Source organism: Klebsiella michiganensis (assembly GCA_000963575.1).
In the GTDB taxonomy this organism is placed as follows: Bacteria; Pseudomonadota; Gammaproteobacteria; order Enterobacterales; family Enterobacteriaceae; genus Cedecea; species Cedecea michiganensis_A.
Genome location: CP011077.1, coordinates 3484865 through 3511842, shown reverse-complemented (window position 1 = coordinate 3511842; position 26978 = coordinate 3484865). Strand labels below are relative to the sequence as shown.

General features: G+C 56.5%; 22 protein-coding genes. 14 read left to right on the top strand and 8 right to left on the bottom strand.

Features of this window, described 5'->3' with window-relative positions:
* The first annotated feature begins 7 nt into the window (after positions 1–7).
* The gene (locus VW41_16155) at positions 8–1651 is read left to right on the top strand and encodes a diguanylate cyclase (GenBank protein AJZ90445.1); all 1644 of its coding nucleotides are present in this window, start codon (positions 8–10) and stop codon (positions 1649–1651) included.
* 41 nt (positions 1652–1692) lie between these two features.
* Here the strand turns inward: VW41_16155 and VW41_16150 are convergent, their stop codons facing one another.
* The gene (locus VW41_16150; GenBank protein ID AJZ90444.1) at positions 1693–2880 is read right to left on the bottom strand and encodes a nucleoside permease; all 1188 of its coding nucleotides are present in this window, start codon (positions 2878–2880) and stop codon (positions 1693–1695) included.
* Positions 2881–3243: 363 nt separating this feature from the next.
* Between VW41_16150 and VW41_16145 the strand changes: the two genes are divergently transcribed.
* Positions 3244–4482, top strand: a complete 1239-nt coding sequence (locus VW41_16145; protein AJZ90443.1) for a manganese transport protein MntH — start codon at positions 3244–3246, stop codon at positions 4480–4482.
* A 46-nt stretch (positions 4483–4528) separates the two neighbouring features.
* Here the strand turns inward: VW41_16145 and VW41_16140 are convergent, their stop codons facing one another.
* A complete protein-coding gene (locus tag VW41_16140; GenBank protein AJZ90442.1) occupies positions 4529–4855 on the bottom strand; it encodes a hypothetical protein in 327 nt (108 codons plus the stop codon).
* Between the two features lie 154 nt (positions 4856–5009).
* Positions 5010–5999, bottom strand: coding sequence for an L-glyceraldehyde 3-phosphate reductase (locus VW41_16135; protein AJZ90441.1), 990 nt, complete (start codon positions 5997–5999; stop codon positions 5010–5012).
* A gap of 180 nt (positions 6000–6179) precedes the next feature.
* Between VW41_16135 and VW41_16130 the strand changes: the two genes are divergently transcribed.
* Positions 6180–7841, top strand: coding sequence for an indolepyruvate decarboxylase (locus tag VW41_16130; GenBank protein ID AJZ90440.1), 1662 nt, complete (start codon positions 6180–6182; stop codon positions 7839–7841).
* Here the strand turns inward: VW41_16130 and VW41_16125 are convergent.
* Positions 7838–9070, bottom strand: coding sequence for an ion channel protein (locus VW41_16125; GenBank protein AJZ90439.1), 1233 nt, complete (start codon positions 9068–9070; stop codon positions 7838–7840). The genes VW41_16130 and VW41_16125 overlap by 4 nt on opposite strands.
* A gap of 202 nt (positions 9071–9272) precedes the next feature.
* Between VW41_16125 and glk the strand changes: the two genes are divergently transcribed.
* Positions 9273–10238, top strand: a complete 966-nt coding sequence (gene glk / locus VW41_16120) for a glucokinase (GenBank protein AJZ90438.1) — start codon at positions 9273–9275, stop codon at positions 10236–10238.
* Positions 10239–10276: 38 nt separating this feature from the next.
* Here glk and VW41_16115 read toward each other — a convergent pair whose 3' ends face one another.
* The 3 genes from VW41_16115 to VW41_16105 form a co-directional block, all read right to left on the bottom strand.
* Positions 10277–11008 (bottom strand): LytTR family transcriptional regulator, encoded by a 732-nt coding sequence (locus VW41_16115; GenBank protein ID AJZ90437.1) that lies wholly within the window; start codon positions 11006–11008, stop codon positions 10277–10279.
* Positions 11005–12708: a membrane protein gene (locus VW41_16110; GenBank protein AJZ90436.1), complete on the bottom strand. Its 1704-nt coding sequence runs from the start codon at positions 12706–12708 to the stop codon at positions 11005–11007. The genes VW41_16115 and VW41_16110 overlap by 4 nt, the downstream gene beginning before the upstream one ends.
* Positions 12709–12938: 230 nt before the next feature.
* On the bottom strand, positions 12939–14015 hold the full coding sequence (locus VW41_16105) for a 50S ribosomal protein L16 arginine hydroxylase (GenBank protein ID AJZ90435.1): 1077 nt from the start codon (positions 14013–14015) through the stop codon (positions 12939–12941).
* 510 nt (positions 14016–14525) lie between these two features.
* On the opposite strand from VW41_16105, the gene VW41_16100 reads away from it, so the two are divergent.
* Entirely contained in the window at positions 14526–19796 is a 5271-nt protein-coding gene (locus VW41_16100; protein ID AJZ90434.1) for a type III effector protein, read from the top strand.
* 4 nt (positions 19797–19800) lie between these two features.
* Positions 19801–20226 (top strand): DspF/AvrF protein, encoded by a 426-nt coding sequence (locus tag VW41_16095; GenBank protein AJZ90433.1) that lies wholly within the window; start codon positions 19801–19803, stop codon positions 20224–20226.
* A gap of 39 nt (positions 20227–20265) precedes the next feature.
* On the opposite strand, the gene VW41_16090 is transcribed toward VW41_16095, so the two are convergent.
* Complete coding sequence (locus VW41_16090; protein AJZ90432.1) at positions 20266–20766, bottom strand: lytic transglycosylase; 501 nt, start codon at positions 20764–20766, stop codon at positions 20266–20268.
* Between the two features lie 200 nt (positions 20767–20966).
* Here VW41_16090 and VW41_16085 point away from each other — a divergent pair, with 200 nt between their 5' ends.
* The 8 genes from VW41_16085 to VW41_16050 all read left to right on the top strand — a co-directional run bounded on the left by VW41_16085 (position 20967) and on the right by VW41_16050 (position 26940).
* A complete protein-coding gene (locus VW41_16085; protein AJZ90431.1) occupies positions 20967–21992 on the top strand; it encodes a transglycosylase SLT domain protein in 1026 nt (341 codons plus the stop codon).
* A gap of 802 nt (positions 21993–22794) precedes the next feature.
* Complete coding sequence (locus VW41_16080; protein AJZ90430.1) at positions 22795–23769, top strand: ATPase AAA; 975 nt, start codon at positions 22795–22797, stop codon at positions 23767–23769.
* Positions 23770–23863: 94 nt separating this feature from the next.
* Positions 23864–24073 carry a hypothetical protein gene (locus VW41_16075; protein ID AJZ90429.1) on the top strand — a complete coding sequence of 70 codons (210 nt, stop codon included), beginning with the start codon at positions 23864–23866 and terminating at the stop codon, positions 24071–24073.
* A gap of 152 nt (positions 24074–24225) precedes the next feature.
* Complete coding sequence (locus VW41_16070) at positions 24226–24552, top strand: type III secretion system protein (protein ID AJZ92007.1); 327 nt, start codon at positions 24226–24228, stop codon at positions 24550–24552.
* 6 nt (positions 24553–24558) lie between these two features.
* Positions 24559–25359, top strand: coding sequence for a type III secretion protein (locus VW41_16065; GenBank protein AJZ90428.1), 801 nt, complete (start codon positions 24559–24561; stop codon positions 25357–25359).
* Positions 25360–25364: 5 nt separating this feature from the next.
* Positions 25365–25982, top strand: a complete 618-nt coding sequence (locus VW41_16060; protein ID AJZ90427.1) for a type III secretion protein HrpD — start codon at positions 25365–25367, stop codon at positions 25980–25982.
* Between the two features lie 3 nt (positions 25983–25985).
* Positions 25986–26606, top strand: a complete 621-nt coding sequence (locus VW41_16055; protein ID AJZ90426.1) for a type III secretion protein HrpE — start codon at positions 25986–25988, stop codon at positions 26604–26606.
* Positions 26607–26709: 103 nt separating this feature from the next.
* A complete protein-coding gene (locus VW41_16050; protein AJZ90425.1) occupies positions 26710–26940 on the top strand; it encodes a type III secretion protein HrpF in 231 nt (76 codons plus the stop codon).
* Positions 26941–26978: the final 38 nt, after the last annotated feature.

The following is a 26978-nucleotide window of genomic DNA, read 5'->3' as shown; positions in this document are numbered from 1 at the left end:
AATCACCGTGAGCACGTCGTTGATTAGCCATGTCCGTTTGCCGATGGTAAAAACACTGCGCATTACCCATGTGTGTTTTCTGTCGCTCTTTCTGCTGATCACTTTTCTTTTCTGGCAGCAGGGCGAGCTGTTCAACCACGGTTATCGCACCAGCCAGCTCAGCCACCTCGAAAGCGTTATCGCCAGACTTGAAAGTAAATCTCAATATCAGATGGACAACCTGCGTTATCTGCGGCGGATGTTCATTGAAACGCTGAATGAACCGCAGTTCACTCCGCTATCGCAGCTGGCTTCCCGGGCCAGCAATAAAGAGATGCTGTCGCCGCTGCATATACAAAGCCTGCCGATCCCCGATAGCGTTCAGCCTTTCAAAAACAAGCCAAAAGAAGAGAGGGAAAAAATCACGCAGCGGGAATATCAGGCTCTGCGTGATATTCAGGATCTCTTTCCGCTGGCTGGCGGGAGCAACCGTCTTTCGTCCAGCATTTACTACATGTCGCGATCCGGCGCATTTATTGCGTCTCTCTCTCCTGATGTGAATAAACTGCTTATCGACAGCGCTAACCCGCTGGCAATGCAGGGGTCGTTTGTTCTCGGCTCGCCGCTGTTAAACCCGCGGCGTGAGCCATTCTGGACGCGGCAAAATATTGCCGATACCGGCAAAACGCTGATTAATGGCTCCCTTCCGGTGGATTTTGACGATCGATGGATTGGGCTGTTTGGTATCGCGGTCACGACCGAAACGCTTCGACTGTATCTCTCCAGCGCCTTGCCGGACGACACGCAAAGCGCTTATCTGCTTTTTGATGAACAGATGAACCCGCTGACCAGCCCCGTTGGCTCGCAAAATGGCTATCGCCTCAGCGAGCCGCAGCGACAGGCGATTCTTGAAAAGCTGACCGATGAATCCCGGGGCACTTTACGCTTTGGCTACGCCTATGCCACTTTCGGGCGTGTCACAGGGACCGGGGCAATTCTTGTCAGCATCCAGACTATCCGGCAGGGGCTGCACGAGGATTTTGGGCGGTTTAGCGTTCTGCTGGTGGTGATGTGGTTGACCGTCATTCTTATTCTGCTTGGCTCACACCGGATGATTTGTCGGCTGATTCGCAACATGGGCCATTTACAGCAGGAAATGCACCGGCACGCGCTGCACGATGACCTGACCGGCGTATTAAATCGGCGTGGTTTCTTTGAGACAACCGGTCGCATCAGCCCGCAATATGTGGATTACTCCCTGATTCAGCTGGATCTCGACCATTTCAAAAAAGTGAATGACCGCTTTGGGCATCAGGTCGGCGACCGGGTGCTTATCCATGCCACGCGCTGCATCCAGCAGGCGATCCGCACCCAGGATATCGTCGGGCGTATCGGCGGCGAAGAGTTTTGTATTTACCTGCCTAACACCGATCTGCATGCGGCGATTGCCGTGGCGCAGCGGGTTCGCAAGATGCTGGTGAACACACCTCTTAAGCTGGAGGACAGCTCTTCGCTATTGGTGACGGCCTCGCTGGGTGTCGCTTCCCATGAAGAAGCTCCTGAGGGGAGCCTGGAACACATTCAGAGCCAGGCGGATATTCGTCTGTACATGGCGAAACAGCAGGGGCGCAACAGAGTGTGCTGGGGCGATGAGGCTGAATCGCAGGCATAAAAAAAGCCGGTGACCCGCACCGGCTTTTTGATAGGCAATAATCAGATAACCAGCGCGGCTATCGATGCCGACAGGATACTCACCAGCGTAGAGCCGTAAACCAGCTTCAGGCCGAAGCGGGAAACCACGTTGCCTTGCTCTTCGTTCAGGCCTTTAATTGCCCCGGCGATAATACCGATAGAAGAGAAGTTAGCGAAGGAAACCAGGAACACGGACAGGATGCCTTCGGCGCGTGGAGACAGGGTGCTGGCAATCTTCTGCAGATCCATCATGGCAACGAATTCGTTGGAAACCAGTTTGGTTGCCATGATACTGCCGACCTGCAGCGCTTCGCCTGATGGCACGCCCATTACCCAGGCTACCGGGTAGAAAATGTAGCCCAGAATACCCTGGAAGGAGATACCCAGCACGGCTGCGAACAGCGCGTTCAGGCCAGAAATCAGAGCGATGAAGCCAATCAGCATCGCGGCAACGATAATCGCCACCTTGAAACCTGCCAGAATGTACTCGCCGAGCATTTCGAAGAAGCTTTGACCTTCGTGCAGGTTAGACATCTGCAGGTTTTCTTCTTTCTCATCCACGCGGTACGGGTTAATCAGCGACAGCACGATAAAGGTACTGAACATGTTCAGCACCAGCGCGGCAACCACGTATTTTGGCTGCAGCATGGTCATGTACGCACCCACAATTGACATGGACACGGTAGACATAGCGGTTGCCGCCATGGTGTACATGCGGTTGCGCGACATCTTGCCGAGAATATCCTTATAGGCGATGAAGTTTTCTGACTGTCCCAGAATCAGCGAGCTTACGGCGTTAAAGGATTCCAGCTTACCCATACCGTTGACTTTAGAAAGCACGGTACCGATGGCGCGGATAACAATCGGCAGAATACGAATGTGCTGCAGAATACCGATCAGCGCAGAAATAAAGACGATAGGGCACAGCACCTTCAGGAAGAAGAAAGCCAGGCCTTCGTCGTTCATTTTGCCGAAGACAAAGTTTGTCCCTTCGTTAGCGAAGCCGAGCAGTTTCTCGAACATCTCGGAGAAACCTTTTACGAAGCCCAGGCCGACGTCGGAGGTCAGGAAGAACCAGGCCAGTAACACTTCGATCACTAACAGTTGAATGACAAAGCGAATACGAATTTGCTTGCGGTTAGGGCTAACCAGCAAAGCCAGCAGCGCGACCACAGCAAGCGCTAAAACAAAGTGCAAAACGCGGGACATATTTGCTCCAAATATGAGGCAGGTTTAATTTCGTTGCACATTCTATGTAACAAGCAATAAGAAAACGAGATCAATTCCACACTATAGTGATGACCTGTGACGGAACGCAAAAATAGTGATCCACTATACATTTCTGCTATGTTAAGTAAAGAAGCTAAAAGTTACGTTAAGATGGCTTGTCGTCAGTTTACACGTTGGCCAAATGTTAATCCGTTAACCGGCATCCAGATTCACCATCTCACGCCTCCTGCATATCGTTTTCGGCTATCAGAGAAATCAATTTCCCCGCACTAAATGAACTTGATAACCATTCTCACTTTGATAGCATGAAACATAGCAAAGGCTATATCTCAGAGGCAGAAGATGACAAGCAGTCGCATTGACAGCAATACCGGACGCACCGCGCGCAAGCTGCGATTGGCGTTGATGGGGCCGGCGTTTATCGCCGCTATCGGCTACATCGATCCCGGTAACTTCGCCACCAATATCCAGGCCGGGGCGAGCTATGGCTATCAACTGCTGTGGGTGGTGGTATGGGCAAACCTGATGGCGGCGCTGATTCAGGTACTCTCGGCCAAACTGGGGATCGCCACCGGCAAGAACCTCGCGGAGCAAATTCGCGATCATTACCCTCGTCCTCTGGTGTGGATTTACTGGGTTCAGGCAGAAATCATCGCCATGGCGACGGATCTCGCGGAGTTTATCGGGGCGGCTATTGGCTTTAAGCTGATTCTGGGCGTCTCTTTGTTACAGGGGGCGGTACTGACCGGGATAGCCACTTTCCTGATTTTGATGCTGCAAAGTCGCGGGCAAAAGCCGCTGGAAAAAGTCATTGGCGGGCTGCTGCTGTTTGTGGCCGCGGCCTACATCGTTGAGCTGGTTTTCTCCCAGCCGAAGGTTGCGGCGCTGGGCAAAGGGATGCTTATCCCAAGTCTGCCGACCTCTGAGGCGGTCTATCTTGCCGCCGGCGTTCTGGGGGCGACTATCATGCCGCATGTGATTTATCTGCACTCTTCCCTGACTCAGCACCTGCACGCGGGCAACCGGGCTGAGCGCTATTCCGCCACTAAATGGGACGTGGCGATAGCGATGACGATTGCCGGCTTCGTCAACCTGGCGATGATGGCAACTGCCGCAGCGGCGTTTCACTTCACCGGGCATACCGGCGTTGCCGAGCTGGAAGATGCCTATAAAACGCTGGAACCGCTGCTGAGCCATGCCGCTGCTACGATTTTCGGACTTAGCCTTGTGGCGGCCGGTTTGTCATCCACGGTGGTCGGGACGCTTGCCGGGCAGGTGGTCATGCAGGGGTTTGTGCGGTTCTACATCCCGCTGTGGGTACGTCGGGCTATTACCATGGCGCCGTCTTTCGTGGTGATCATGATGGGGCTCGACCCAACGCGCATTCTGGTCATGAGTCAGGTTCTGCTGAGCTTCGGCATTGCCCTGGCGCTGGTGCCGCTGCTGGTGTTTACCAGCGACAAAAAGCTGATGGGTGACCTGGTTAACGTGCGCTGGGTGAAGCTGGTCGGCTGGGCGATAGTGGCGGTGGTGGTGACGCTCAACCTGTGGTTAATTTTCGGGACGCTGTTTGGCAACTAATCTTGCCAAATAAAGAGAAAAGGGCTGGATTATCCAGCCCTTTTTGTCAGTGGTGGTGACCGTGGCCCCGGCCTCTGCCGCGATGATCATCGCGGTCGTTCCAGCCTTCACGGTAGCCGCGTTCGTAGCTACTCCGACCGCGGTCCCAGCCTCGATCCCAGCCACGGTGATGGTGCCAGCCGCGATCGCGCCATTCATAGTTCCGGTGCCAGTAGTCGCGGTCGCGCCATCTGCCGCCATCCCAGTAGTTACCGCGATAATCGCGATCGCCAATCTGTAATTTAACCGACGGCAGCAGGGTGATTTCACCCGCGTTAGCCACCATCGGCGCCGCGGCCAGTAAGGCAAGGGCAAGCATTAGTGACCTGAACATACTTTCTCTCCCTGGTTCTCAGAGCCGTGTTGCGGCTTGTTAACACAATATTACAAACCGACAAACGGGCCGATGAACTACACAATTCCTAAATCGTGTGACGCAGCATTTTTTGCACAAATACCGGCGTGAACCCGGGAGGGAGGGTAAGCGTTTACACTAAAATTTCCTCGATTTCGGCTCGTTCCTGCTCGCTGAAATGCCGTTGGCTTAACATGCCAACGGCGTCCTCTATCTGGCTGGTTTTACTCGCGCCAATAAGTACCGAAGTCACCTTGTCATCACGCAGCACCCAGGCCAGCGCCATTTGCGACAGCTTCTGCCCGCGTTTCTCTGCCAGGGCATTCAGCCGGCGCACTTTTGCCAGCTTCTCTTCCGTAATCTGATCGGGATTCAGGAAACGACTGCCGCTGGCGGCGCGTGAATCTACGGGGATACCGCCCAGATAGCGGTCGGTAAGCTGACCACCGGCGAGCGGGGAAAAAGCGATACTGCCGACGCCTTTTTCCTGCAGCAGATCCAGCAGGCCGCCTTCAACCCAGCGCTCAAACAGGGAATAGCGTGGCTGGTGGATAAGGCACGGAGTTCCGAGCTCGTTCAGGATATTAATGGCTTGCTCCGCCCGATCTGCCGGATAGTTAGAGATCCCGACATACAGCGCTTTGCCCTGACGAACCACATGGTCGAGGGCGCGCATGGTCTCTTCCAGCGGCGTTTCAGGATCCGGGCGGTGGTGATAGAAGATATCGACATACTCAAGCCCCAGACGTTTCAGGCTCTGATCGAGACTCGAAATCAGATATTTGCGCGAACCCCAGTCGCCGTAAGGCCCGTCCCACATGGTGTAGCCCGCTTTGGTTGAGATAATCAGCTCGTCGCGCCAGGCCTGAAAGTCTTCCCGTAGAATGCGCCCAAAATTCGCCTCAGCCGAACCGGGCGGTGGCCCGTAATTATTGGCAAGATCAAAGTGAGTAATGCCAAGATCAAAGGCCTTTCTCAGCAGTTGACGGCTGGTTTCCAGCAGCGTTTCGTCGCCAAAATTGTGCCAAAGGCCAAGGGAAATTGCGGGCAGTTTCAGGCCGCTGCGACCGCAGCGGCGGTACTCCATAGACGTATAGCGTTCGGGGTTGGGCTGCCAGGTCATTGTTATCATCCTTTCGGGTAGCAGAGCATTGAGTGTATGCGTTTTCACAACGTCAATGTGCATCAGAGTCCGCAGTAATGCACTGTAAATTCCGCGTGCCACCCCTTAAATCGGATATATTCTCGACACCGATCCCGGTTACTCAATACTCACAGCAAGCCCTCATAGAAGGAAAATCCTATGCGCTACTGTGTGGCAGACTATCTTGTTGACCGGCTTAACGAAGGTGGGATCGATTATCTCTTCGGCGTCCCCGGTGACTACAACCTTGTTTTCCTGGATCACGTTATTGCGCATCCGAGGCTTGCCTGGGTGGGCTGCGCTAATGAGCTGAACGCCGCCTACGCCGCAGACGGTTATGCCCGCTGCAAAGGCGCTGCGGCGCTGCTTACCACGTTTGGCGTGGGGGAACTGAGCGCGCTTAACGGCGTGGCGGGCAGCTATGCCGAGCACCTGCCCATCATTCATATCGTTGGCGCCCCCAATAGCCGCGCCCAGCAGCGCGGCGAACTGCTTCATCACACCTTAGGTGACGGAGATTTTCGTCACTTTCTGCGTATTGCCGAAGAAGTCTCTGTCGCACAGGCTTCGCTCACGCCCGCCAATGCCTGTAGCGAAATTGACCGTGTAATACTCGAAGCCCTGAGGCAGCAGCGTCCTGGTTACCTGTTACTGCCGAGCGACGTCGCGGAGGCGCCGGCAACGCGCCCCTCAACGCGGCTGATTGCCAGTGAAACGGCGGCTGAACCGGCAGTTCTGGAAGCGTTCCGCCAGTGTGCGCAGGCAAAAATTGCCGAAAGCCGAAGCGTGGCGCTGCTGGCCGACTTTCTCGCCCTGCGTTACGGGCAGCAAAAAACGCTCCAGCAGTGGATGGCGAGCGCGCCCATCCCTCACGCTACGCTGCTGATGGGGAAGGGGCTGTTCGATGAAAGTCAGCCCGGTTTTCTGGGCACCTACAGCGGGGCGGCCAGCCCGCCGCAGGTGAAGCAGGGGATTGAAAGCGCGGGGCTGGTTATCTGTGTGGGCGTGAAATTCACCGATACCATCACCGCCGGTTTCAGCCAGAAGTTAAGCCAGCAGCAGACGATCGAGGTTCAGCCGGAGTCGGTGCGGGTCGGTGAGCGCTGGTTTAGCGGAATCTCCATGGCGCAGGCCATCGCCATTTTGCAGCCGCTGTGTGCTAAGCAGTCGGCTTCCTGGCCCGAGGCCACGCAAAGGCCACCGCGGCTTCCAGCCTGCGACAGTGACTGGCTGGACCAGCACGCTTTCTGGCAAACCCTGCAAGACGCCTTACAGCCTGGCGATATCATTCTGGCCGACCAGGGCACGGCGGCGTTTGGTGCCGCAGCCTTAACCCTGCCGGCGGGCGTGACGTTCATCGTCCAGCCGCTGTGGGGATCGATCGGTTTTACGCTACCTGCGGCGTTTGGGGCGCAAACCGCATGGCCGAACAGGCGCGTGCTTCTGCTGATAGGCGACGGTTCAGCCCAACTGACTATTCAGGAGCTGGGCAGCATGCAGCGCGACGGCCAGAAGCCGGTCATCCTGTTGTTGAATAACGATGGTTACACGGTTGAGCGGGCGATCCATGGCCCGGAACAGCGCTACAACGATATCGCCGCGTGGGACTGGACGCGCCTGCCGCAGGCGATGAACGTGGATAGCCTGGCCGAATGCTGGCGGGTCACCGAAACGTCTCAGCTTGCTGCAGTGCTGGAGAAACTGGCCAGCCCGGAGAGGCTGGCGCTGGTGGAAGTGGTTCTGCCGAAGCAGGACATTCCCGAGCTGCTTAGGGCTGTCACCACCTCACTGGGTAAACGCAACTCGGAAATGGAGCATTAGCGGTTTGGCCGCCCGGCCATCATCAACGGTTTACCCGCCAGCAGGAGCCAGGCGGGTAACATCACGATGCACAGCAAGGGCAGGAGTTTAACGTCCGGCACTACGGCCATCGCCATAAACAGGCTCAGCCAGCCGTCACGCGTCACCACAAGTACCATGCCAAGGACGGCACAGGAGAGCGTAATCGCGGCGGGAACCGCCTCAACGTGCTGGTGCAGCATCATCCCCAACGCCACGCCCACAAAAACAGCCGGGAAGATACGTCCGCCCCGAAAACCGCTGGCGGCGGCGATAACCAGCGCGGCCAGTTTCACTACGGCAAACAGCAGCAGCGACGATACTGAAAAACCGGAGATAGCCAACTGCCGCATCTCATCCAGGCCTTTAAACATCGTGATTTCGCCGCCGATTATCCCCAGCAGACCCAGCAAAAATCCGCCAGCGCCGAGAATAAGCACCGGATTTTTTAGCTGGTGCATCAGACGGTGCAGCCTCGGCAGGCACCAGACGCCGACCATGCCCATCGCAATGGCGATAGCCGCGACAACCGCGCCGCTGAATAGATCTTCAATGTGCATTTCGGGGTAGCTGGCAACCGGCAGGGCAAAGTGCGGTTGAAAGAAAATGCTGGTGGTTAAGGCGCCCGCCGACGCGGCCATCAGCGGCGCGAACAGTCTGTCCCAAAGCGGGACTTCATTATTTCCCCCCAGGGTTTGCGAAAAGATAAGCGCGGCGGCGACCGGCGTGCCGAATAATGCGCCAACGGTGCCTGCCGCGGCGAGGATAGTCCAGTCCAGCGGGCTAACCTTCGGCAAAACGCGGGCGCCAAGCGCCACCGCGAGTGCAATATTCACCGCCATAATCGGGTGCTCTGGCCCCAGGCTTACGCCGCCGGCAAGGCCTATCACCAGGGCCATAATCAGGCCCGGAATGGCCATTGTCGGCACGGGCGCCCCGATAAGCGGTTCGGTAGCCGGATCTGGCCCGCCGTGGCCCGGCAAAAACCGGATAACCAGCCCGACCGCGACGCCGGTCAGGGTTAAAATAAGCAGTATCCAAAATGGGGATTGAGGATCGTACCCGCGCCCGGCCGGCAGCGTCACCCACAGGTACTCCTGCAGCACAGCGGCGACCTTCATGATGACAATTAACACCAGGCTGGATAAGACGCCAATAATCAGAGCCGGAATGGAAAGTACCAGCATTGTTCTGGCTCGCGGATGGAGCATAGTCAATCCTTACAATAGGGAGTCGCACGGCGCAAAAACGGAAAGTCTTAAGCCGCATTGCAAATAGGGCTGAAACGGTAAAGCCAGAATGTGACCTGGTTCAACAATCGCGCCGCACCTGGATGATGGTCGTTGTTGTTTCGGCTGGCTAATTTTACAGTGTTGCCAGAACTTATTCTGACTTTAGCGGAGCTGTTTGAGAATGACAAAATATGCTTTGGTGGGAGATGTCGGCGGCACCAATGCACGTCTGGCGCTATGCGATTTGAACACGGGCGATATTTCACAGGCCAGGACTTACTCCGGCCTGGATTTTCCAAGCCTGGAAGCGGTGATTCAGCACTATCTCAAAGAACATAACATCAGCGTGCAGTCAGGCTGTGTGGCAATTGCCTGCCCGGTAAACGGGGACTGGGTGGAAATGACCAACCACACCTGGGCGTTTTCCACCGCCGAAATGAAGCAAAACCTGGGCTTCGATCATCTGGAAATTATCAACGACTTTACCGGCGTTTCCATGGCGATTCCGGCGCTGAAAAAAGAGCATCTGATCCAGTTCGGCGGCGGCGAGCCTGTGGCAGGCAAACCGGTTGTGGTTTACGGCGCGGGCACCGGGCTGGGCGTGTCTCACCTGGTTCACGTCGACAAACGCTGGATCAGCCTGCCGGGCGAAGGTGGACACTCAGATTTCGCGGCGAACAGCGAAGAAGAGGGCATTATTCTGGAGCAGCTGCGCAACGAACTTGGGCACGTCTCCAACGAGCGCATTCTCTCCGGACCGGGCCTGCTCAACCTCTATCGCGCCATTGTTAAGGCCGACGGTCGCGAACCGGAAAACTACCAGCCGAAGGACATTACCGAAAAAGCGGTGGACGACACCTGCACCGACTGCCGTCGCGCGCTGTCGCTGTTCTGCGTGATCCTGGGGCGTTTCGGCGGTAACCTGGCGCTGAACATGAGCACTTTTGGCGGCGTGTATATCGCCGGCGGTATCGTGCCGCGCTTCCTGGAGTTCTTTAAGGCTTCCGGCTTCCGCGGTGGGTTTGAAGACAAAGGCCGCTTCAAAGAGTTCGTGAAGGATATTCCCGTTTATCTCATCGTTCACGATAAGCCAGGGCTGCTGGGCGCCGGGGCACACCTGCGCCAGACGCTGGGGCACGTCCTGTAATAGCTTGCGGGCGCATTGCGCCCGCAAGATTCCCTTCTCTACAGACGCATCAACTGCCTGAACTCTTTCACCTTGCTGCGGCTCACCGGTACCTGAAAATCCAGGTCACGCAGGCGCAGAATATAGGTATTGTTAAACCACGGCTCTATTTCACGGATTTTGCTCAGGTTCACTACATAAGAGCGATGGCAGCGGAAGAAGTGGCTCTCCGGCAGGCGGCTGCAAAATTCGGTGATGTTCATCGGCATGACGTAAGACTCGCGGCGCGTATAGACGAAGGTCATCTTCTCGTGGGCTTCCGCGTAGTAAATGTCGTTGATGTCGGTAACGATAATTCGCTCGTCCTTGATCAGGTTTATCGTCGTGGCATCGCGGTTTTCGTGGTTTGCGGCAGGCTGTGAGGTTTGCTGCTGATAAGCGGCCTCAAGCTTCTGCAGCATGCCAATAATACGCGACTCCTGATAAGGCTTCAGAATGTAGTCAAACGCTTCCAGCTCAAAGGCTTCCACCGCATGCTCTTTCCAGGCGGTAATAAACACGATGAACGGCCTGTGGGCAAATTTGCTGATGTTCTGCGCCAGCAGCACGCCGTCCAGCGACGGAATATTGATGTCGAGGAAAATGGCGTCAACTTCGTGATGCTGCAGATACTTCAGCACGTCCATACCATCGTCGAAAGAGGCGACAATCTCCATTTCGCTGTGGTTTTTAATAAGCCAGCTCAGCTCCTGCTGCGCCAGAAACTCGTCTTCTACGATAATGACCTTCATGCTTCTCTCCCTTCCAGTGGGCGGGGCGCGGCGGTAGGAATAAAGCGCGGCACGTAAAAGGCGATTTCAGTACCGGGCTCCAGACGGCGGATGATCAGCCCTTCGCCGTAGAGTAACTGCACTCGGTGATGTACGTTCAGCAGGCCAATTTTGTTCCCCGGCATCTCGTTATTCTCCACGCGCTCGACCACTTTAGGATCGATCCCGTGGCCGGTATCGCGCACGGCAATGCGCACCCGGTTGCCGCTCTCTTCAATACTTATCGTCACCACGCCCTTACCTTTACAGGGCTGAATGCCGTGAACAATGGCATTTTCTACCAGCGGCTGGATAAGCAGGCTTGGAATGCGGCAATTGACCTCTTCATCAATGTTATAAATCACCGTCAGCTTGTCGCCAAAGCGCGCCTGCTCAATGGCAATGTAATCCTTGATTTGATAAAGCTCCTTGCGGATATCAATCAGCTCGTCGTCGTTCAGTTCGATGTTATAGCGCAGGTAGCGTGACAGGTTGACGATAAGCTGGCGCGCGGTGTCCGGATTCATACGGATTGAGGAGGATATCGCATTCAGCGCATTGAACAAGAAATGCGGGTTTATCTTGCTTTGCAGCGCCCTGAGTTCGGCTTTGTTGGCCATTTCGCGCAGCTGCTCCGCGCGGGAAACCTCAAGCTGCGTAGAGATAATCTGCGACAGGCCAACGGCCATTTCCTGAAGCGTGGATGTGATCTGGTGGGCGTGGCGGTAATAGATTTTCAGGGTGCCGGTCACCACGCCTTTCTCCCACAGCGGGATGATGATTAAGGAGTGAATTTCCGGCGTGCGCCAGGCTTCATCATCGTTGCGAATGATTATGCGCCCCTCTTTCAATGCCTGACGGGTGCGAGGGCTGAAAGCCTGGTCGTTCTGGTGGTAGTTATTTTCCCCCAGCCCGACATAGGCCAGCACTTTTTCGGTATCGGTGATGGCGACCGCATCCGCATCGATGTCGTGACGGATGATCTGGCAAACCTGGCGCAGCGACTCGCTGTTAACCTTGCGGAACAGCGGCAGCGTTTTGTTGGCGATGTCCAGCGCCAGTTTGGCCTGGCGAGCGGCGCTGGCCTCTTTCTCGCCCTCAACGCTTTGCACCAGCAGGATAATAAAACCGATAGACACCGTGCCGAGGATCATCGGCACGCCGATTTTGGAGACGATATCGAGGCCGAGGGCGGTGCTTGGCGCCCAGAGCACAACCAGAATCATGGTCATCGTTTCACACAGCATGCCGCCGATGATCCCCACCCGCCAGTGCTTCTCTTTCGGCACCTTGCGGTTGATCCAGCCTGAGATAATCCCGGCCAGAATACTGGTGATAAAGCAGGGGATAGCGGTGATGCCGCCGATATCGATCAGGTAGCGGTGCGTCCCGGCGATAAGCCCGGTAATAATGCCCACCCAGGGGCCAAACAGGATCCCGCCGGACATCACCGCGATAATACGCACGTTGACCAGCGAACCTTCAACGGGCACGCCTGACCAGGTACTGAACAAGGCAAACATTGAGAAAATAGCGGTGACCGCCAGCAGCTCTTTAGGCGTATGGGCGCTTTTGTGCAGTAATTCGCGGAACAGACGAATGCGAATCAGGAAGAAAAGGCAAATAAGCATCAGCGCCGCGCGATCGAACACCGCCAGCAGCATAGTAAAAATTTCGTGCACGGGTCACTCGCGTGGCTCAGAAGGGAAGCGCCAATGATAAGGAAATTTGGCGGGGGTTTCCAGTTGAGGGCCGGTCTCAGCCTGAATCGTCGGCTTATTTCGTCCAGTAACATCCGCAATTACGCAGGGGCGGATTAGGTTCCGCTCACCCGGCCTGAGGGGGCCGGGTTTTCTGGCGGGTGGGTTTAATCTTCGAAGTACCAGTATCCCTGGTTAATCAGCCCCGTCAGCTAGCGGATGAATTCGTTATCCTCAGCGGCTGCACCCAGTTCCGTTTTTGTCAGCCGGGTATAGCGGCACATTGCCACGGCCGCAGCCCGATCGGTGACTTCCAGCGGTTCGCTATTGACGAAGAAATGCTCGCCAACCTGTAGTACCCGAAGCCCGCTCAGGCGAACCAGCTCTTCTCCGCCAGCCAGCGCGGCGGCCACTTCCTCCGGCTCGTAAGGCGGCTCTGCGGAGGCAATATCCAGCTCATGTCGCGGCGTGGTCACAAAACTGCCGAACCACTGATTGAACGCTTCCGGCTGGCTAATCAACGCCGTCATCATGCTGCGCAGGCGTTCCAGCTCATAACTTTCAACCTTGCCCGGGTTTGCCCGGCAGGTCAGATCCGGGTCGCTGTAGTGATCGCCGCCGAGGTCATTTTCCAGCACATAATCGGCAAAACTGCTGATTAAATCGCGGCTGTTCGGCCCGCGGAAGCCCACTGAATAGTTCAGGGCAGTTTCATGGGTAAAGCCGTCGTGCGGGAAGCCCGGTGGAATGTAGAGGATATCTCCGGGGGCTAAATCTTCGTCGATAATCGGCGTGAACGGCTCAACGTGCAGCAGCGCCGGGTGCGGGCAAAACTGCTTCAGCGGCAGTTTATCACCCACGCGCCAGCGGCGGCTGCCCATGCCCTGGATAATAAACACGTCATAGTTGTCAATATGCGGGCCAACGCCGCCCCCCGGTACGGAAAACGAGATCATCAGGTCGTCTAAACGCCAGTCCGGCAACACGCGGAAAGGGCGCACCAGCGCGGCGGCGGGTTCGTGCCAGTGGTTAACGGCCTGGGCCAGCAGCGACCAGCCGGTGTCGCCGAGATTATCAAAGTGTTCGAAGGGGCCGTTACTGGCGTGCCACTTCCCGTCTTTAAAACTGACCAGCCTGCTGTCGACTTCGTTCTCCATCGCCAGACCGGCAAGCTCGTCGGGCGTAATAGGATCGACAAAGTTAGGCAGCGCGTTTTTGAGCACCACCGGCTTTTTCTGCCAGTAAGTTTCCATAAACTCTGGCCAGTTGAAATTGAGTTGATAATCCACGGTTATTTACCCCTGTGCGGAAGGAGGCCGATTATAGAGAGCGACGCCTTTCGCCGACCTTGTCATGGGTCAATCTGCCGCGACATTCCCGCTTTTTCTCCAGCCTTAAAACGGCGGGGCTATCGGTTTTTTCTGATTTTATTTTAACGGTAAAATGGCTTGTAGCCCTTGCTGCGTCTGGTTTTATCAGGTTTTACACAGGGTTAAAGAAAATTTAGCCTGGAACCGGAACCGAATTCCTGCCACTGACTAAGCGGAGAACGTGTTTGACTGTTAAGGGGTAACAGCATGGGATTAGGAATATCGGCTTTTATCAAGCCAGGGCGAGCTATCAGCGACCGTGAAATTACCGATTTACAGCAGGGGCGGTCACGCGCCTCAGCGATAAAACAAGGCAAGGCTCCACCCACGCAAACCGCGTCAGGATCGCTGCACGCCGAGTCTGGCGCTACGCCGGCCCCCGGTGGGCTAAGGCAAAGTGCGGCAAACACGCAGACCTCGCAAAAAGGGATGTTCAGCCGTTTTTTAGGGCGGCACCGCGGCGGACAAGACGCCGCGCAAATTACGGTTCCCGTCACGGCAAGTGCATCGCGCGCCAGCAGCCCGAGTCTCTATAGTCAGGCCAGCGCGAATGCTTCACGCGCCACCAGTCCAAGCCTCTACAGCCAGCCCAGCGCCAGCTCCGCCAGCGTTTACAGCCAGCCGGATGTTTCTGACCCGAACGCCATCCCCAGTAATGAGGTGGGGACGCCCGGTAGCCACTTTGCCGAACTGCCGCCGGAGATTGAGCCTGAAAAGAACATGCTGCTGGAAACCCGGCTGTCGCTCGATAAAAAAGGGCGTCTCGACATTGAGACGCCCGCCACGTCCGCACCTCTGCACGCCCTGATGGAAAAAACTATCGGTCACGATCGCCTGCGTTACCAAAACCATCTGGCCAGCGACGACGGCCATCAGCATGTATTGCTGGATAAAGAGGGGCGACTGATGACGCTGCGCAGCCAGCCCGGCGCTTTTATCGCCATCAGCCACAGCCAGCAAAAAATAGAGTGGCGAGAAGTACACCAGCCCCATCGGGGATTTATGCGCCGCCAAAGCCTGGAGCCTGCCGGGCAGCATCTTTCCTGGCACGATCGCCAGACCGTCGATATTGGCGGGGAGAAAGTACGCCTGCCGGAAACGGGTATCCGCGACCGCCTGACGGACAGCGTCACCGACGGCGACGGCACGCGCTACCGCCTGCACGACAAAAAACTCTACAGTTTTGACAGCGCCGCCAATGCCTGGCAATCGCTTTCCGGCGAGGACGACAAGCTCTCCTCCCTGTCGCGCCAGAGCGACGGCATGCTATGGCGGGTGAATGACGACAAACAGCTTGGCAGCGCCGTCGGCGACACGATCAAAGTCAATTTTGAGCACAAAATCGACCACTATGCGGTGGGCCCGAAGCGCGATGCCCTGGTGTTGATGAGTGATGATGAGAAGAAGCCGCAGGTGGCCTGGGTCGCCAACCTGGCGGCGACCGATCCTCAGCCCAGGACGCTGACGCTGCCTGAAAACATGACGCTGAAAAAAACGGCCCTGCATGGCCCGCTGCTGTTTGCCCTGGACAACAATGGCCGGCTGCTCTGCGGTGACAAACCCGACGAACACAGCACGGGGCTAACCTTCGGGGATGCGCGGCATAAACCGCTGCTGGATAACATCACGCAATACGTTACCGCGACGGTTGAGGAAGATGCGAAAATTGAAGATATGCTGGCCGACGAAACCGACCGGCTGCACCTTATCGTCAAGGATAAGTACGACCAAAAGCACGCCATCACCTTCCACTGGCACGGCGGCGATCTGAAGCCGCAAAGCAGCTGGAACCTTAGCGACAGCATGGTGCTGGACTACCAAAAAGGCCTGCCGCAGGTCACGCCTGCCGCCCAGGATGTGGTGGATCTCGGGCGGCTCGGCAAGCTGGCTTTGCACGACGGAAAAGTGCATTACTTCAACGAAACCACCGGCCTGTGGGCCGCTTCCGACGAAAAAGCAGACAAGCTGCAGTGCGGCCTCGACGGCCAGCCGTGGCTGATGAAAGATGGTGAACTCAAGCGCCTCAAGGTGAACCTGAGCAGCAACAAAGTCGACCACGGCAGCAACGTTTTTGCGCTGCCACAGGTGATCAAAAGCGTCAGCGCCGATCTGGCCACGGCCGGGCTGGACAAAGCGGAAAAGGCGCAGGCGTTTACGGTGATCGACAGCCGCCGCTATCTGGCGGTGAACGAAAAAGGCGATATCGGCTTCCACCACATAGACACCACCACTCGCCGCAATCAACGTGCCACCCAGACCCTAAGCCAGGCAGCCTTGCGGGAGAAAATTGAGACGCTGGTGCCCGGCAGCGCGGGGAAAGAAGATGCGGCAAAAGTCAGCGATCTCGCCCTCGGGGAAGACAAACAGCTTTGGCTGTTAAGCAAAGAGGGGAGCCTGTTTAGCCTGCCGGAAAATCACTGGAACAGCGGCAAAACCGACGGATTAGCGAAGGCCGTTTTGCCGGCAAATGAGGACGGCAGCCAGCCTGAGCTCAGCGCGCTACAAACCTCGGCGAAAGGGCAAGTCAGCGCGCTGGATAAGCAGGGCAACACGTTTATCTTCAAGGCCGGGGCCTGGGAAAAAGGCGAACCGGCGACTGCGCCGGCGGCGGAGCCCAACATGGCGCGACAGAATTACGAGCGCCTGACTAAAGCGTCAAAAGACTGGCGTTTACCGGGCACCGGGATCACCTTCAAACGCGAAGTTAACTTCCTTGGCCAGACCGGACAGGACGGCAAACAGGTTCGAACCTCGTTCCGCACCCGCCTGAGCACGTTTGCCTTCCGCCCCTCGCTGGAATGGCCGCGCCCGATAAAAACCGCCGCTTACTCTATTCAGCACCGCTACGCCGGGCGTGAAGGACTGAAGGACGTTTACCAGCAGCAGGGGGATTTGACCCAGCGGCTGAAGGCGCTCTCCCGGCAACCGGCCAGAGCTGCCCCACGCCCTGGCCTAAGCCAGCGCCTCGAGACCATGAGCGGGGAAGCGGCGCGCCAGTGGCAGCCGCAGGAAAAGGCGCTGCTGGAAGAGATGAGCAGCTTTGCACGCCAGTTGTCGGACAGCAGCACGCATTACTGTGAGCAGATAGGCCAGCACTATGGCGTACGCGATGAACGTCGGCAGGGGGCGACACCGTCTCGCTTTGGCCTGAACAATAGCCACAGCGGGGCGCTGAACCCGTCTAGCAGCCGCCAGGATAACCTTACCGGGCAACTGGGCGAACTGCTGCGGCGCTTCCCTGCGGATAAAAGCAACCACGCGGGGGCGATTATTGCCGAGCTGGAGGCCCGGCAAATCACCCTTAACCATCAGAAAGAACAGGTGCCGATGGGGCGCCAGCGCGATATCCATGACGATATCGGGCTGGTGAAATCCAGGGTGATGCTGGACGTGCTGGCGCTGAAATCCCTGCATGATTCGGTGGATGATCTGCAGCAGGCCACGCTGCTGAGCGAGCCTCAGCGGTCGGCCAAAATGGCGGAAATTGCCGCCAACGTTGCCCGGCTGAGGGACAGCGAATGGGGCGGGAACGTGATTAAAACGGTGACCACCCAGGGCTTCGGCAACCACAAATCGCTGGAGGCCAACTACGACGCCATCAAGGCGATGACGAAGGCGTTCAGTAAAGAAAACCACGGCGTCAACATCAACACCAAAACCGTGATGCAGGCGGAAAGCCAGCGCGAAATGCAGGACAAAATGGTTTCCACCGTGCTCTCTCTGGAGAGCGGCGAAAACCTGGCATTCAGCCGTACCTATGGGGCTTCCGCGACTGCGACGGTGGCGCCGGGTACTCAGGTTGTGGCGGGCGTTGGCGGCAAAGTGGGGGCTGACCGTGGCTACACCATGAGTTTTTCTCGCGGCGATACGGGGATTAACGTTAGCTTCGGACGAACCGGTGCCGTCTCGGCAACCGGCATCGTGGGCGTCGGTTACAACGTCCTGACTGACTACAACAAAACCCACAAAGTCTACCTCGATGGCGACCATAAACACCCGCTGTCACAGGGGGTTCGCCTGGGCGGTGGCGTCACGCTGGGTGGGCAGCTTCAGTCCCAGCACGGCGTCTCGTTTGAACTGGCAGAACACGAAATTCCTGGTTTCATCGAACAACTGGGCAGCGGCACGCTGGATCCGCTGGAGTTTCTGAACCGGGGGGCCAACCACAGCGTGAAGAGCGGCGCGACCCAGAGCTTCAGCGTGGACATCAACGCGGCCGCGCTGGCGAGCGTCGGCTTTCCGTTTACCGACAGCCACGAGAAAGATTTCCCTACCAGCGCCCGCCTGGGCGGCGGTGTTTATGCCAACACTAACCTGCTGGCAGGCAGCCGCGAGCGGACCGACTCCCGCAACGCCGAAGGGCAGGGCGTCAGCCACAGCGACCATCGCCTGAGGGCGTTTAACCAGATGAACGCCGGGGCCAACATTGCCATTCCGGTCAGCACCACCATTCAGCCGAAGCACAAAGATCCCTTCTCGGTGGGCGTCGGGGTAGGAGCCAGCGTGCAGCTGTCGATCAATAACCGGACGACGCACAGTCTTACCGTTGATTTAAAAAATGCGCAACCGGTGGAAGGCGTTCACCTGGAAAAACTGATGACCACGCTGGGCAAACAGTTTACCGACAGCGCCTCCACGCAGCTGCTGGCCAAACTCAAAGAGGAGCCGAAAGAAGGGGAACTGCCGATGTCCGTGGCCGACAAACTCAGCCAACTGGATGCTCATTTCACCCGCTGGTATCCGCCTGCAGATAACGCAAAGGCGCGCCGCCCGCTGCTTGATACGCTGCAGCAGCTTACCGCCCGGCAGCAGCAGGCCGACTCGCTTTCCGTGCAGAATACGCTGCCGGAACCGAGCAATGCCGAAGTGGATGCGCTTATCACCGGGCTACGCGGCGAGTTTACCGATCTCCCCAGCCGCCAGTTGCTGGATGAGCTCACGCCGGTGGAGGGGGCCCCGCGCTTGCCGATGTCCGCAGGAGAGCGGCTGGGTAAACTGGAAAGCCACTTTGCCCGCTTTATTCCGCCGTCTCGGCACCATGAGCTCACGGGGAACGGCCCCCAGGCGGCGCTGCAGTCGCTACAGCAAACCGTGCGTCAGCAAAATGCCGTGCTTAACCAGCAGCAACTGGTGAATAAGGCGGAGTACCAGTCAACCTATAAGAACCTTTCGCGCATCGACAGTAACGGTTTGTTCCACTTTGTTCGCCACTTTATGGAAGGCGAGTTTTCGCCGAGTAACGCCGATCGCATTACCCAGATGATGGGCGAGGATTACCGACTGAAAGCGCTTCTGCGGGGGCTGCAGGATAACAGCAGTGCCCAGGCGGTGGTCTCTCTTGAGCTGAAAACCAAGCCGCGGGAGAAGCTAGCCGACCAGTGGGCAAACCACGCGGTCACTCAGGACTCGATTGTCGACCTGCTTAAGGACCGCGACAAGCTGCGCCTGAAATCTATCGCCTTTACCAAAACGCAGAGTAAATCCGATGGGTTCTCCACGCCGTCATTTTTACTCGGCGGCTCTAACGGCGTATCGCTGTCGATGAATGAAAACCTGGGCACCATCAACTTCAGCTACGGCGACGACGACAGCGCGCCGCTCAGCTACACCGTGGACGGTGGCGTCGCTCAGGCAGAAAAAGAGGTGAAATCGGCGCTGAAAGATGCCGCTGAGGCAGGATTTATGGTGAAAGGAGGATAAGGAAATGACGATGCAGCAACGACTTCAACAGTGGCTTGATGCCTGGGGAAAACAACAAAAGATCTCGCTTCGCCTTGAAGAGGGGGTTTGCCTGCTGACGGATTCGCAGCAGCAAGAGGCCGCGGTGATTGAACTGCCGCCAGAGAGCAGCGCGGTGGTGCTGCACTGCCGGGTAGGGGAACTGACCGGGCAGGATGCGGCGCTGCTGCCGAACCTGCTGGCGATGAACTTTGAAATGAACGCGATGCGCGGCTGCTGGCTGGCGCTCGATGGCAACAACGCGGTGCGCCTGTGTACCCAGTGTGAGATGTCCGTCCTCGACGCAGAGCGGTTTGTGGCCTGGCTAAACGCATTTATCAGCCAGAGTGGGGAGGTCAGGGCATTTATTACCGAACTGCCTTCGCTGCTGGAGACGGCAGCGCCGCGTTAAAATGGGCTGAAATAAAAAACCGGGAAATATCCCGGTTTTTTATTGGCCAGCAGCTGTGTTGCTGGCGAAAAGATCCTCTTCGCGCCGCGCGGGCTGCTGCTTTTGCAGAATTTTGTATATGCGCTGAACGTCATCGGCATACCGCTGGCGAAGCTGATGACGCTTTTCCGACGGGCCGGTATTGTACATGCCGACGGTGTTCCAGGAGCGGCCATACTGGCGGAACAGCCCGTGTAAAACCCACGCGCCGGTAGCGATGCAGGTACAGGGGTCGTGCAGCAGATTGTCGCGCGTCACGCCCAGCTGCTTCAGCCGACCAAAATGCACGCTGTTCACCTGCATCATGCACACGTCTTCGGTGTGGTTTGAGTTGGCGGCGTTTACCGAAGAGAGGCTAAATTTTGACTCTTTCCAGGCGATGGCCTCCAGCAATGCCGGGGATATCCCAAAGGCATGTCCCACGCGGGTAAAGCATTCGGCCTGCGCGAGAGCCGGGAGGCTAAGCAGCAAAAGCCCCCAGCGCCACTGTTTAGTCTGCATCGCGTTATCTCCTTTCATTCTAACTGGCAATGTGTGGCGAAAAACGCGCCTGGGTTCCCCATTTTTTGCCACATCAGGAACTCTTTGACCCTGCCTCTCACTCAGTTGAACATCCCGGACGTGGGCGAAACTGAGCGTCATTGCGAGGTTAAGAGACGGCCGGTTATTGCTACTGGGTATCACTTAGGGGAGTGTGTTGTATGCAGATATCATCAGGACCGGGTGGGTTCTCACCTCTTTTGCCGGAAAACCATTTTCCAGGCCTGGACGGGGCGTCACCGGACTCGCAGAACGGCAGTAACAGCGTTACCGCCAAACTGCTGCTGAATAACGGCGGGAACACGCTGGCGATTCCGCTGGCGCTGAATTTTGCCAATGCGGGGGCGGCGGACAAGCCGTCGGCGATCAACTTTGGCGACTCACCGGCCAATAACAACAGCCCGGCAACTAACCCGGCGAACGCTTCGTCAAGCGGCAGCAGCGGTTCCGCCGACAGCATGATGCAGGAGCTTCAGCAGATGCTGCAGCAGTTCCTGAAAGAGCTGATGCAGCTTTTCCACATGAATACCGGGCAAAGTAAGGGGGATGACGATTCCTCTTCGCCGGCGAGCGGCATTGGTTCCGGCTCCGGCTCAGGTTCTGGCATGGGCAGCAGCGGCAGCGATGGTGCCGGAGATGCTGGCCGCCCGTTGAACAACTTCGCAGCAGCGCCTTCTGGCGGGCCGGCGGGTGCGTCGGGGCCGTCTGCGGATAGCCTGCCGCCCGGCGACACTAGCCTGAAAACCAGCGATCCTACGCTGCAAAAAATCGTTTCCCAGTTCGGGGGGGAATATGAAAAAGCTTCCGCAGAAACCGGCGTTCCGGCCAAACTTTTAGCCGCGCTGACGATGCAGGAGTCCGGTGGCGACGTGAATGCGAAATCCACCAACCCGGGCAACGGCCTGACCGACAGCGGCATGAACCAGATCAACCCGGACACTTACCGGGCGATGCAAAGCAAATACCCGGACAAACTCGGCAGCGACATGAACTCCCCGGCTAACCAGATCATGTGCTCGGCGTTGATGCTCAAAGAGGGTAAAGAGAAATTCGGCAGCTATGATGCCGCGCTTCGCGCCTATAACTCCGGCGACGATCAGGTGAACCTCCACAACTTATCCAGCGTCTCCTTGGGTGACCCTAACTACGTTAACGAAGTGAACAGCCACATGGCGAAATTTGCCTGATAGCCATGCCTTAATTTTATCCGTTACTTTACAAAACGGAGTAATTCTGCGGCCACTTCTTTAAAAAGAGGTGGCTGCATTTTAGTTACAAAGCAGTTTATTTCTTTGACAAGCTAAAAAGGCGTGATTAATCGCAATAACTACGACCAGGAATGTTCCCAATTAAACATAAATACTAAAAGTGAAATATATTTCAAAAAGAAAAGGGTGTTTCTGTTAAGGTGCTTCAGTGTAAATAATCGTAAATATATATTATCGACTTTGCCGATTGTGAGGAAATGCTGTCGGAGAATCCGTCGGTCGCCATACGCCTGCCGGGCAAAACTTCATTTTTTTGGCTGGACATGAGTAAAATCCAGAGTCTTGTCTGTTTTTAATTAATTTATTCTTATAAATCATTTATTTAATTTATTAATAAAATATTTGGATTCTTATTAATACATTTAGACATATATAGCAAAACCCACATTTTTTTTCAGTCGGCTTCACGAAATTAACCTCAGTAAGCAACATTCCCTGAGGTTTTTTTCACGACAAAAATGGCCTGCTATCCAGACATCGGAACAGTTAAACCTGTATTCCGTTGTAGGGATATCCCTACGCGGGGCTAAAATTTTGTCTGATTGTGAAACCGCAGCTCGGTGATAGGTTATCCCTGCTTCTCATAAACAAAACTCATTCATTTAGCGTGCCACCGTATTTTCTCACGGCGGCAGGCGGCAATCATTTTATGGTTCACGTTTATGGTTCATAAGTGGGACTCATACGCCAGACCTTGAATAAGCCAGGCAGCGGGGGATTTATGAAAGAAAACAGTTCGAATCATTGGGAGATAAAGCATATTCCTGTCGATATCGACTTGAATATGCCGCGGTCGGCAGCCGCATTACCCGCGTCTGAAAACGTGCACGACGGGCTGGATATTTGGCTGCAAACGTTAGCCCCTCTAAAGGTTGATTTGGTGCTGGAAGGCGAAACGGGCACCGGCAAAGACACCTTTGCCCGCCGTATTTACGACCATTCTGGCTGTCGTGGCGCTTTTGTACCGATTAACTGCGCGGCGATCCCCGAAACGCTGGCCGAAAGCGAACTGTTCGGCGTGACGGCGGGGGCCTACACCGGCGCGACCCACTCCCGTGCCGGCTACATAGAAAGCGCCAATAATGGCGTACTGTTTCTGGATGAAATTGACAGCATGTCGTTGAGCCTGCAGGCCAAGCTGCTGCGGGTATTAGAAACCCGCACCGTTGGGCGCCTGGGCAGCACGCAGTCTATTTCGCTTAACCTGCGGGTGATTGTGGCCTCGCAAAAACCTCTTGCTCAGCTCATGGAGCAAAAACTGTTCCGCCAGGATCTCTTCTTCCGCCTGACGACGGTCAAAATTTCGCTTCCGGCGCTGCGTGAGCGTGTGGAATGCATTATCCCGCTGTTCCGCCGGTTTGCGCAGGAATCGGCGGTTCGGCTGAATCGTGCGCTGCCGCCGATGTCGCAGCACCTTAGCGAAGCGCTGCTGATGCACCGCTGGCCGGGGAATATTCGTGAATTAAAAGGCGCGGCCGAACGGTTTGTGCTGGGGCTGCCGGCCCTGGGACAGGTTTCGCACCCGGAGATGCGTTCCGTGCGGCTGCGAGAGCGGCTGCGGCGGATCGAATACAGCCTGATAGAAGATTGCCTATCCCGGCATGAAAATCGGGTTGTGAGCGCCGCACATGAACTGGGCATTCCAAGAAGAACGCTCTATCAAAGAATTAAATCATTGACTGAAAAGGAAAATTAATTTTTTAAGTTTTTTTGGAACTGCCGCTTACGCCGCGCCACTTAATCCGTGAATGACACAACATTTGCTGTTTAATTAACGAGGAGTAAACATCATGCCATCAGTAAACACCGGTAACAACGCAGGCGCAAGCAGCAGCCTGGCAGATAGCTTCCAGTCTCAGATGGACTCTATCGAAAACAAATCAATGCAGGATTCTCTGGACAAAGCTGAACGTGACCGTAAGAACGCCTACGTGTCCGGCTACCAGAACTCCGCCACCACTATGATCAGTTCTCTGGCACAGAACAAAATTTCCTTCTAATGCTAATCAGGGATTCGCCCCGGCGTGGATCCCTGATCTTTTCTTTTGCTGGCGGAAACTCTCATATGCACATTCTTAATCCTGCGACAGGTATGCCTTTGCCAGAACCCGACTCTTTGGGCGTTGCATCCGGCCCGGCCGCTCAGTCTTCCATCCCGTTCGGTAACAACGTCGCGACCCAAAGCGATGCCGCTTTCTTTTCAGCCGCGTTGCAACAGCCGGAAGCGGCCTCGGCTATGGGTGGCGTGGGGGGGAAACCTGCCGCGATGTTTGAAAAAGCCTCCGGCATGTTCAAACAAATGGAAGGCGACCAGAAACAGATGAATAACGTGCTGCGTAAAGCCGCGCGTTCCACCGATCCACTGGTGCTTAACCAGGTGGATGACCAGCTCTCTAACTATTACCTGGAGAGCATGATGAACGCCAAGATAGTCTCGAAGAGCATTTCGGGGCTCGATAAACTGACCAATCTGCAGTAATCCATCATGCAACGACGCTGGCGAAAAATCCTGCAGCCCTGGCTGCTGGTCCTGCTGCTGGCAGGCTGCGACTCACAGGTCATTCTGAACACTGGCCTGACGGAAAATGATGCCAATGACATCATTTCTGAACTGTCGAAATACAAAATTGAAGCCGACAAGCAAATTGATAAAACCGGCGTGACCGTGCTGGTGGCTCAGGACAATATTGAACGCTCCGTCCGCATTCTTAACGCCAATGGTTTACCGCATAAAGCGCGAACTAACCTGGGCGAGGTATTCCAGAAAAACGGCATTATTTCCAGCCCGCTCGAAGAGCGCGCTCGCTATATTTATGCGCTTTCTCAGGAGCTGGAATCTACGCTTTCACAAATTGATGGCGTGGTGGTGGCTCGAGTGAACGTTGTCCTGCCTGAACGCGTGGCGCCCGGTGAGCCGGTGCAGCCCGCCTCGGCGTCGGTGTTTATTAAATACACCCCGGAGATGGATCCCGACAGCATTGAGCCGAGAATTCGCCGGCTGGTAGCCGCGAGTATTCCCGGGCTTTCGGGGAAAAATGACGGTGCGCTGTCCGTGGTATTTGTCCCCGCTGCGGCCTATCACGACCGCGTGGAACTGGTGACCTTAGGGCCTTTCCAGCTGACGCTGTCGCAGTATGCCACGGTCAGAACCCTGTTCTTCTCGCTGATGGGTCTGTTACTGCTGCTCGGCGGTATTTTCACCCTTTTACCGAAATTAAAGGCGATGAAGCGCGGCAAAAATTCAGGCTCGACTGAACTGGCCGTCGTGCCCCCAGAGCGTCGGTAACGCCGGTGGTTACCTGGGATCGTGCGCTGACGGCGAACTGGCTCCGCTGGTGGCTGGAGGGATTCTGGCGGCAGGCGGATGCCAGTTGGTTCGGGTTGCCCTGGTTCAGCCTCGACGAGGCGAGGCGTCAGAGCCTGATGCTCAAGTCGCCGCAGGCCCTACCGGCCATGCTGGTGCTGGAGGAATGCCTGCCGGAAACGCCTGACACGCGCCTGTTGGCCCTGGTTACGCTTGACTTAGCCCAGCGTGAAACGCTTTTTGCGCTGGTGGCCGAAGTTTGCCAGCGAGGGAGCGGGGCAGGGCAGCTCACTGAACCTCAGCGGGTGTGGTGCGAACGTCTGACCCGAGGTTTACGCCCCGGCGTCTGGTTGCCCGCAAGTCTTAGTTTTAGCGAAGAGCCAAACCTCGCGGTGCTCTGCCTGCTGCGTCCGATTATAACGCCTGCGGCGTGGCAGCGGCTGCGGTTTAGTTTTCCTCAGGCCGTCATCGCGCGATGTGAAGCGATGCTTGTGGATGAAACGGTGCCGCCGCTAAATCGCCTGCAGGCGCTGTGGGACGGTGCGATCTGGCAGGCTCAACAGCCCCGAACGCCAGCGCTGAACGATTTTTCACGGGAGCAATAAAGCATGTGGATTGGCCGTAAACTCGCCTTAGAAGAGGACAGCCAGGTTATTGAAGGCGTTCTGCTGCCTCACTCCGCTTTGCAGGCCCAGCGGCAGGCGCAGAGCCTGGTGGAACAGGCTATGCTCAAGAGTGAAGCCCTGCTGGAGGAAGCCCGCCTACGGGCTGAACAGATGCTCGCCGAGGCGCAGGCCGACGCCGAACGCCTGGCCGCCAGCCGCTGTGAAGAAGTCGAACGTGATTTCTGGCTGCGGGCCGAACCCTTTTTTAGCGACTGGCAGGCCGAGCGGGAGGCGCAAAGTGCCGAGATTGTCAGCCAGGCGCAGGCGCTCATTACGGCCGTTTTTGAACAGCTGTTTGGCGGCCTGAGCGAACAGCAAAAACTCACGGCGTTGCTGACTCAGCTCCAGAATTCGAGCGCCCGAGCAACGGACGTCACGCTTTTTCACCCCTCACAGTATGAAGCCCCGCTGGCAAGCTGGCTGGCCGCACGCCCTCAGTTAGGCTGGACGCGCTGCGCCGACGACGCCCTGGCGGCCGAAACGCTGCTGCTGCAAACCGCCCAGGGCGAATTCAGCATTAGCTGGGCTTCGCTCCAGCAGCATTTGCTGCGCCTCGCCAGCTAAACCGTCGCAAAAACGTCCCCGCCTGGAAGTTAATTTTCCCGCGACGGGAACCGTCGCCTTTCTGCCGCCACTTATCATGCGATTTCAACGCGAGGAGAAACGTATGAGCAATTCCTTTGATATTCAGCGCAATCTCGACAGCCAACTGTCCCGTCTGCACCACTCGGTTGCCGAGCTGGCGCAGAGCACGCTCGGCCAGCCCGCGCCAAGCATGGGTGACATGGTGGAATTTAAAAACGCCCTGATGAAAGAGGCGGCAGCAACCTTCACCGACAGCCAACTGGGGTCGCTCAAGCATAGCCTGAGCAAGGAGATTATCGACTCTATCAACTAGTTATGCCGTCGACGGCTTATTCGTAAGCCGTTGTTTAA

What these genes read in the sequence shown, in the direction of transcription:
- VW41_16080 (AJZ90430.1), top strand. Translation starts at nt 22,795, where the DNA reads ATGAAAGAAAACAGTTCGAATCATTGGGAGATAAAGCATATTCCTGTC.
- VW41_16115 (AJZ90437.1), bottom strand. Translation starts at nt 11,008, where the DNA reads ATGAAGGTCATTATCGTAGAAGACGAGTTTCTGGCGCAGCAGGAGCTG.
- VW41_16125 (AJZ90439.1), bottom strand. Translation starts at nt 9,070, where the DNA reads ATGCTCCATCCGCGAGCCAGAACAATGCTGGTACTTTCCATTCCGGCT.
- VW41_16090 (AJZ90432.1), bottom strand. Translation starts at nt 20,766, where the DNA reads ATGCAGACTAAACAGTGGCGCTGGGGGCTTTTGCTGCTTAGCCTCCCG.
- VW41_16130 (AJZ90440.1), top strand. Translation starts at nt 6,180, where the DNA reads ATGCGCTACTGTGTGGCAGACTATCTTGTTGACCGGCTTAACGAAGGT.
- glk (AJZ90438.1), top strand. Translation starts at nt 9,273, where the DNA reads ATGACAAAATATGCTTTGGTGGGAGATGTCGGCGGCACCAATGCACGT.
- VW41_16100 (AJZ90434.1), top strand. Translation starts at nt 14,526, where the DNA reads ATGTTCAGCCGTTTTTTAGGGCGGCACCGCGGCGGACAAGACGCCGCG.
- VW41_16055 (AJZ90426.1), top strand. Translation starts at nt 25,986, where the DNA reads ATGTGGATTGGCCGTAAACTCGCCTTAGAAGAGGACAGCCAGGTTATT.
- VW41_16135 (AJZ90441.1), bottom strand. Translation starts at nt 5,999, where the DNA reads ATGACCTGGCAGCCCAACCCCGAACGCTATACGTCTATGGAGTACCGC.
- VW41_16145 (AJZ90443.1), top strand. Translation starts at nt 3,244, where the DNA reads ATGACAAGCAGTCGCATTGACAGCAATACCGGACGCACCGCGCGCAAG.
- VW41_16065 (AJZ90428.1), top strand. Translation starts at nt 24,559, where the DNA reads ATGCAACGACGCTGGCGAAAAATCCTGCAGCCCTGGCTGCTGGTCCTG.
- VW41_16095 (AJZ90433.1), top strand. Translation starts at nt 19,801, where the DNA reads ATGACGATGCAGCAACGACTTCAACAGTGGCTTGATGCCTGGGGAAAA.
- VW41_16075 (AJZ90429.1), top strand. Translation starts at nt 23,864, where the DNA reads ATGCCATCAGTAAACACCGGTAACAACGCAGGCGCAAGCAGCAGCCTG.
- VW41_16140 (AJZ90442.1), bottom strand. Translation starts at nt 4,855, where the DNA reads ATGTTCAGGTCACTAATGCTTGCCCTTGCCTTACTGGCCGCGGCGCCG.
- VW41_16150 (AJZ90444.1), bottom strand. Translation starts at nt 2,880, where the DNA reads ATGTCCCGCGTTTTGCACTTTGTTTTAGCGCTTGCTGTGGTCGCGCTG.
- VW41_16085 (AJZ90431.1), top strand. Translation starts at nt 20,967, where the DNA reads ATGCAGATATCATCAGGACCGGGTGGGTTCTCACCTCTTTTGCCGGAA.
- VW41_16050 (AJZ90425.1), top strand. Translation starts at nt 26,710, where the DNA reads ATGAGCAATTCCTTTGATATTCAGCGCAATCTCGACAGCCAACTGTCC.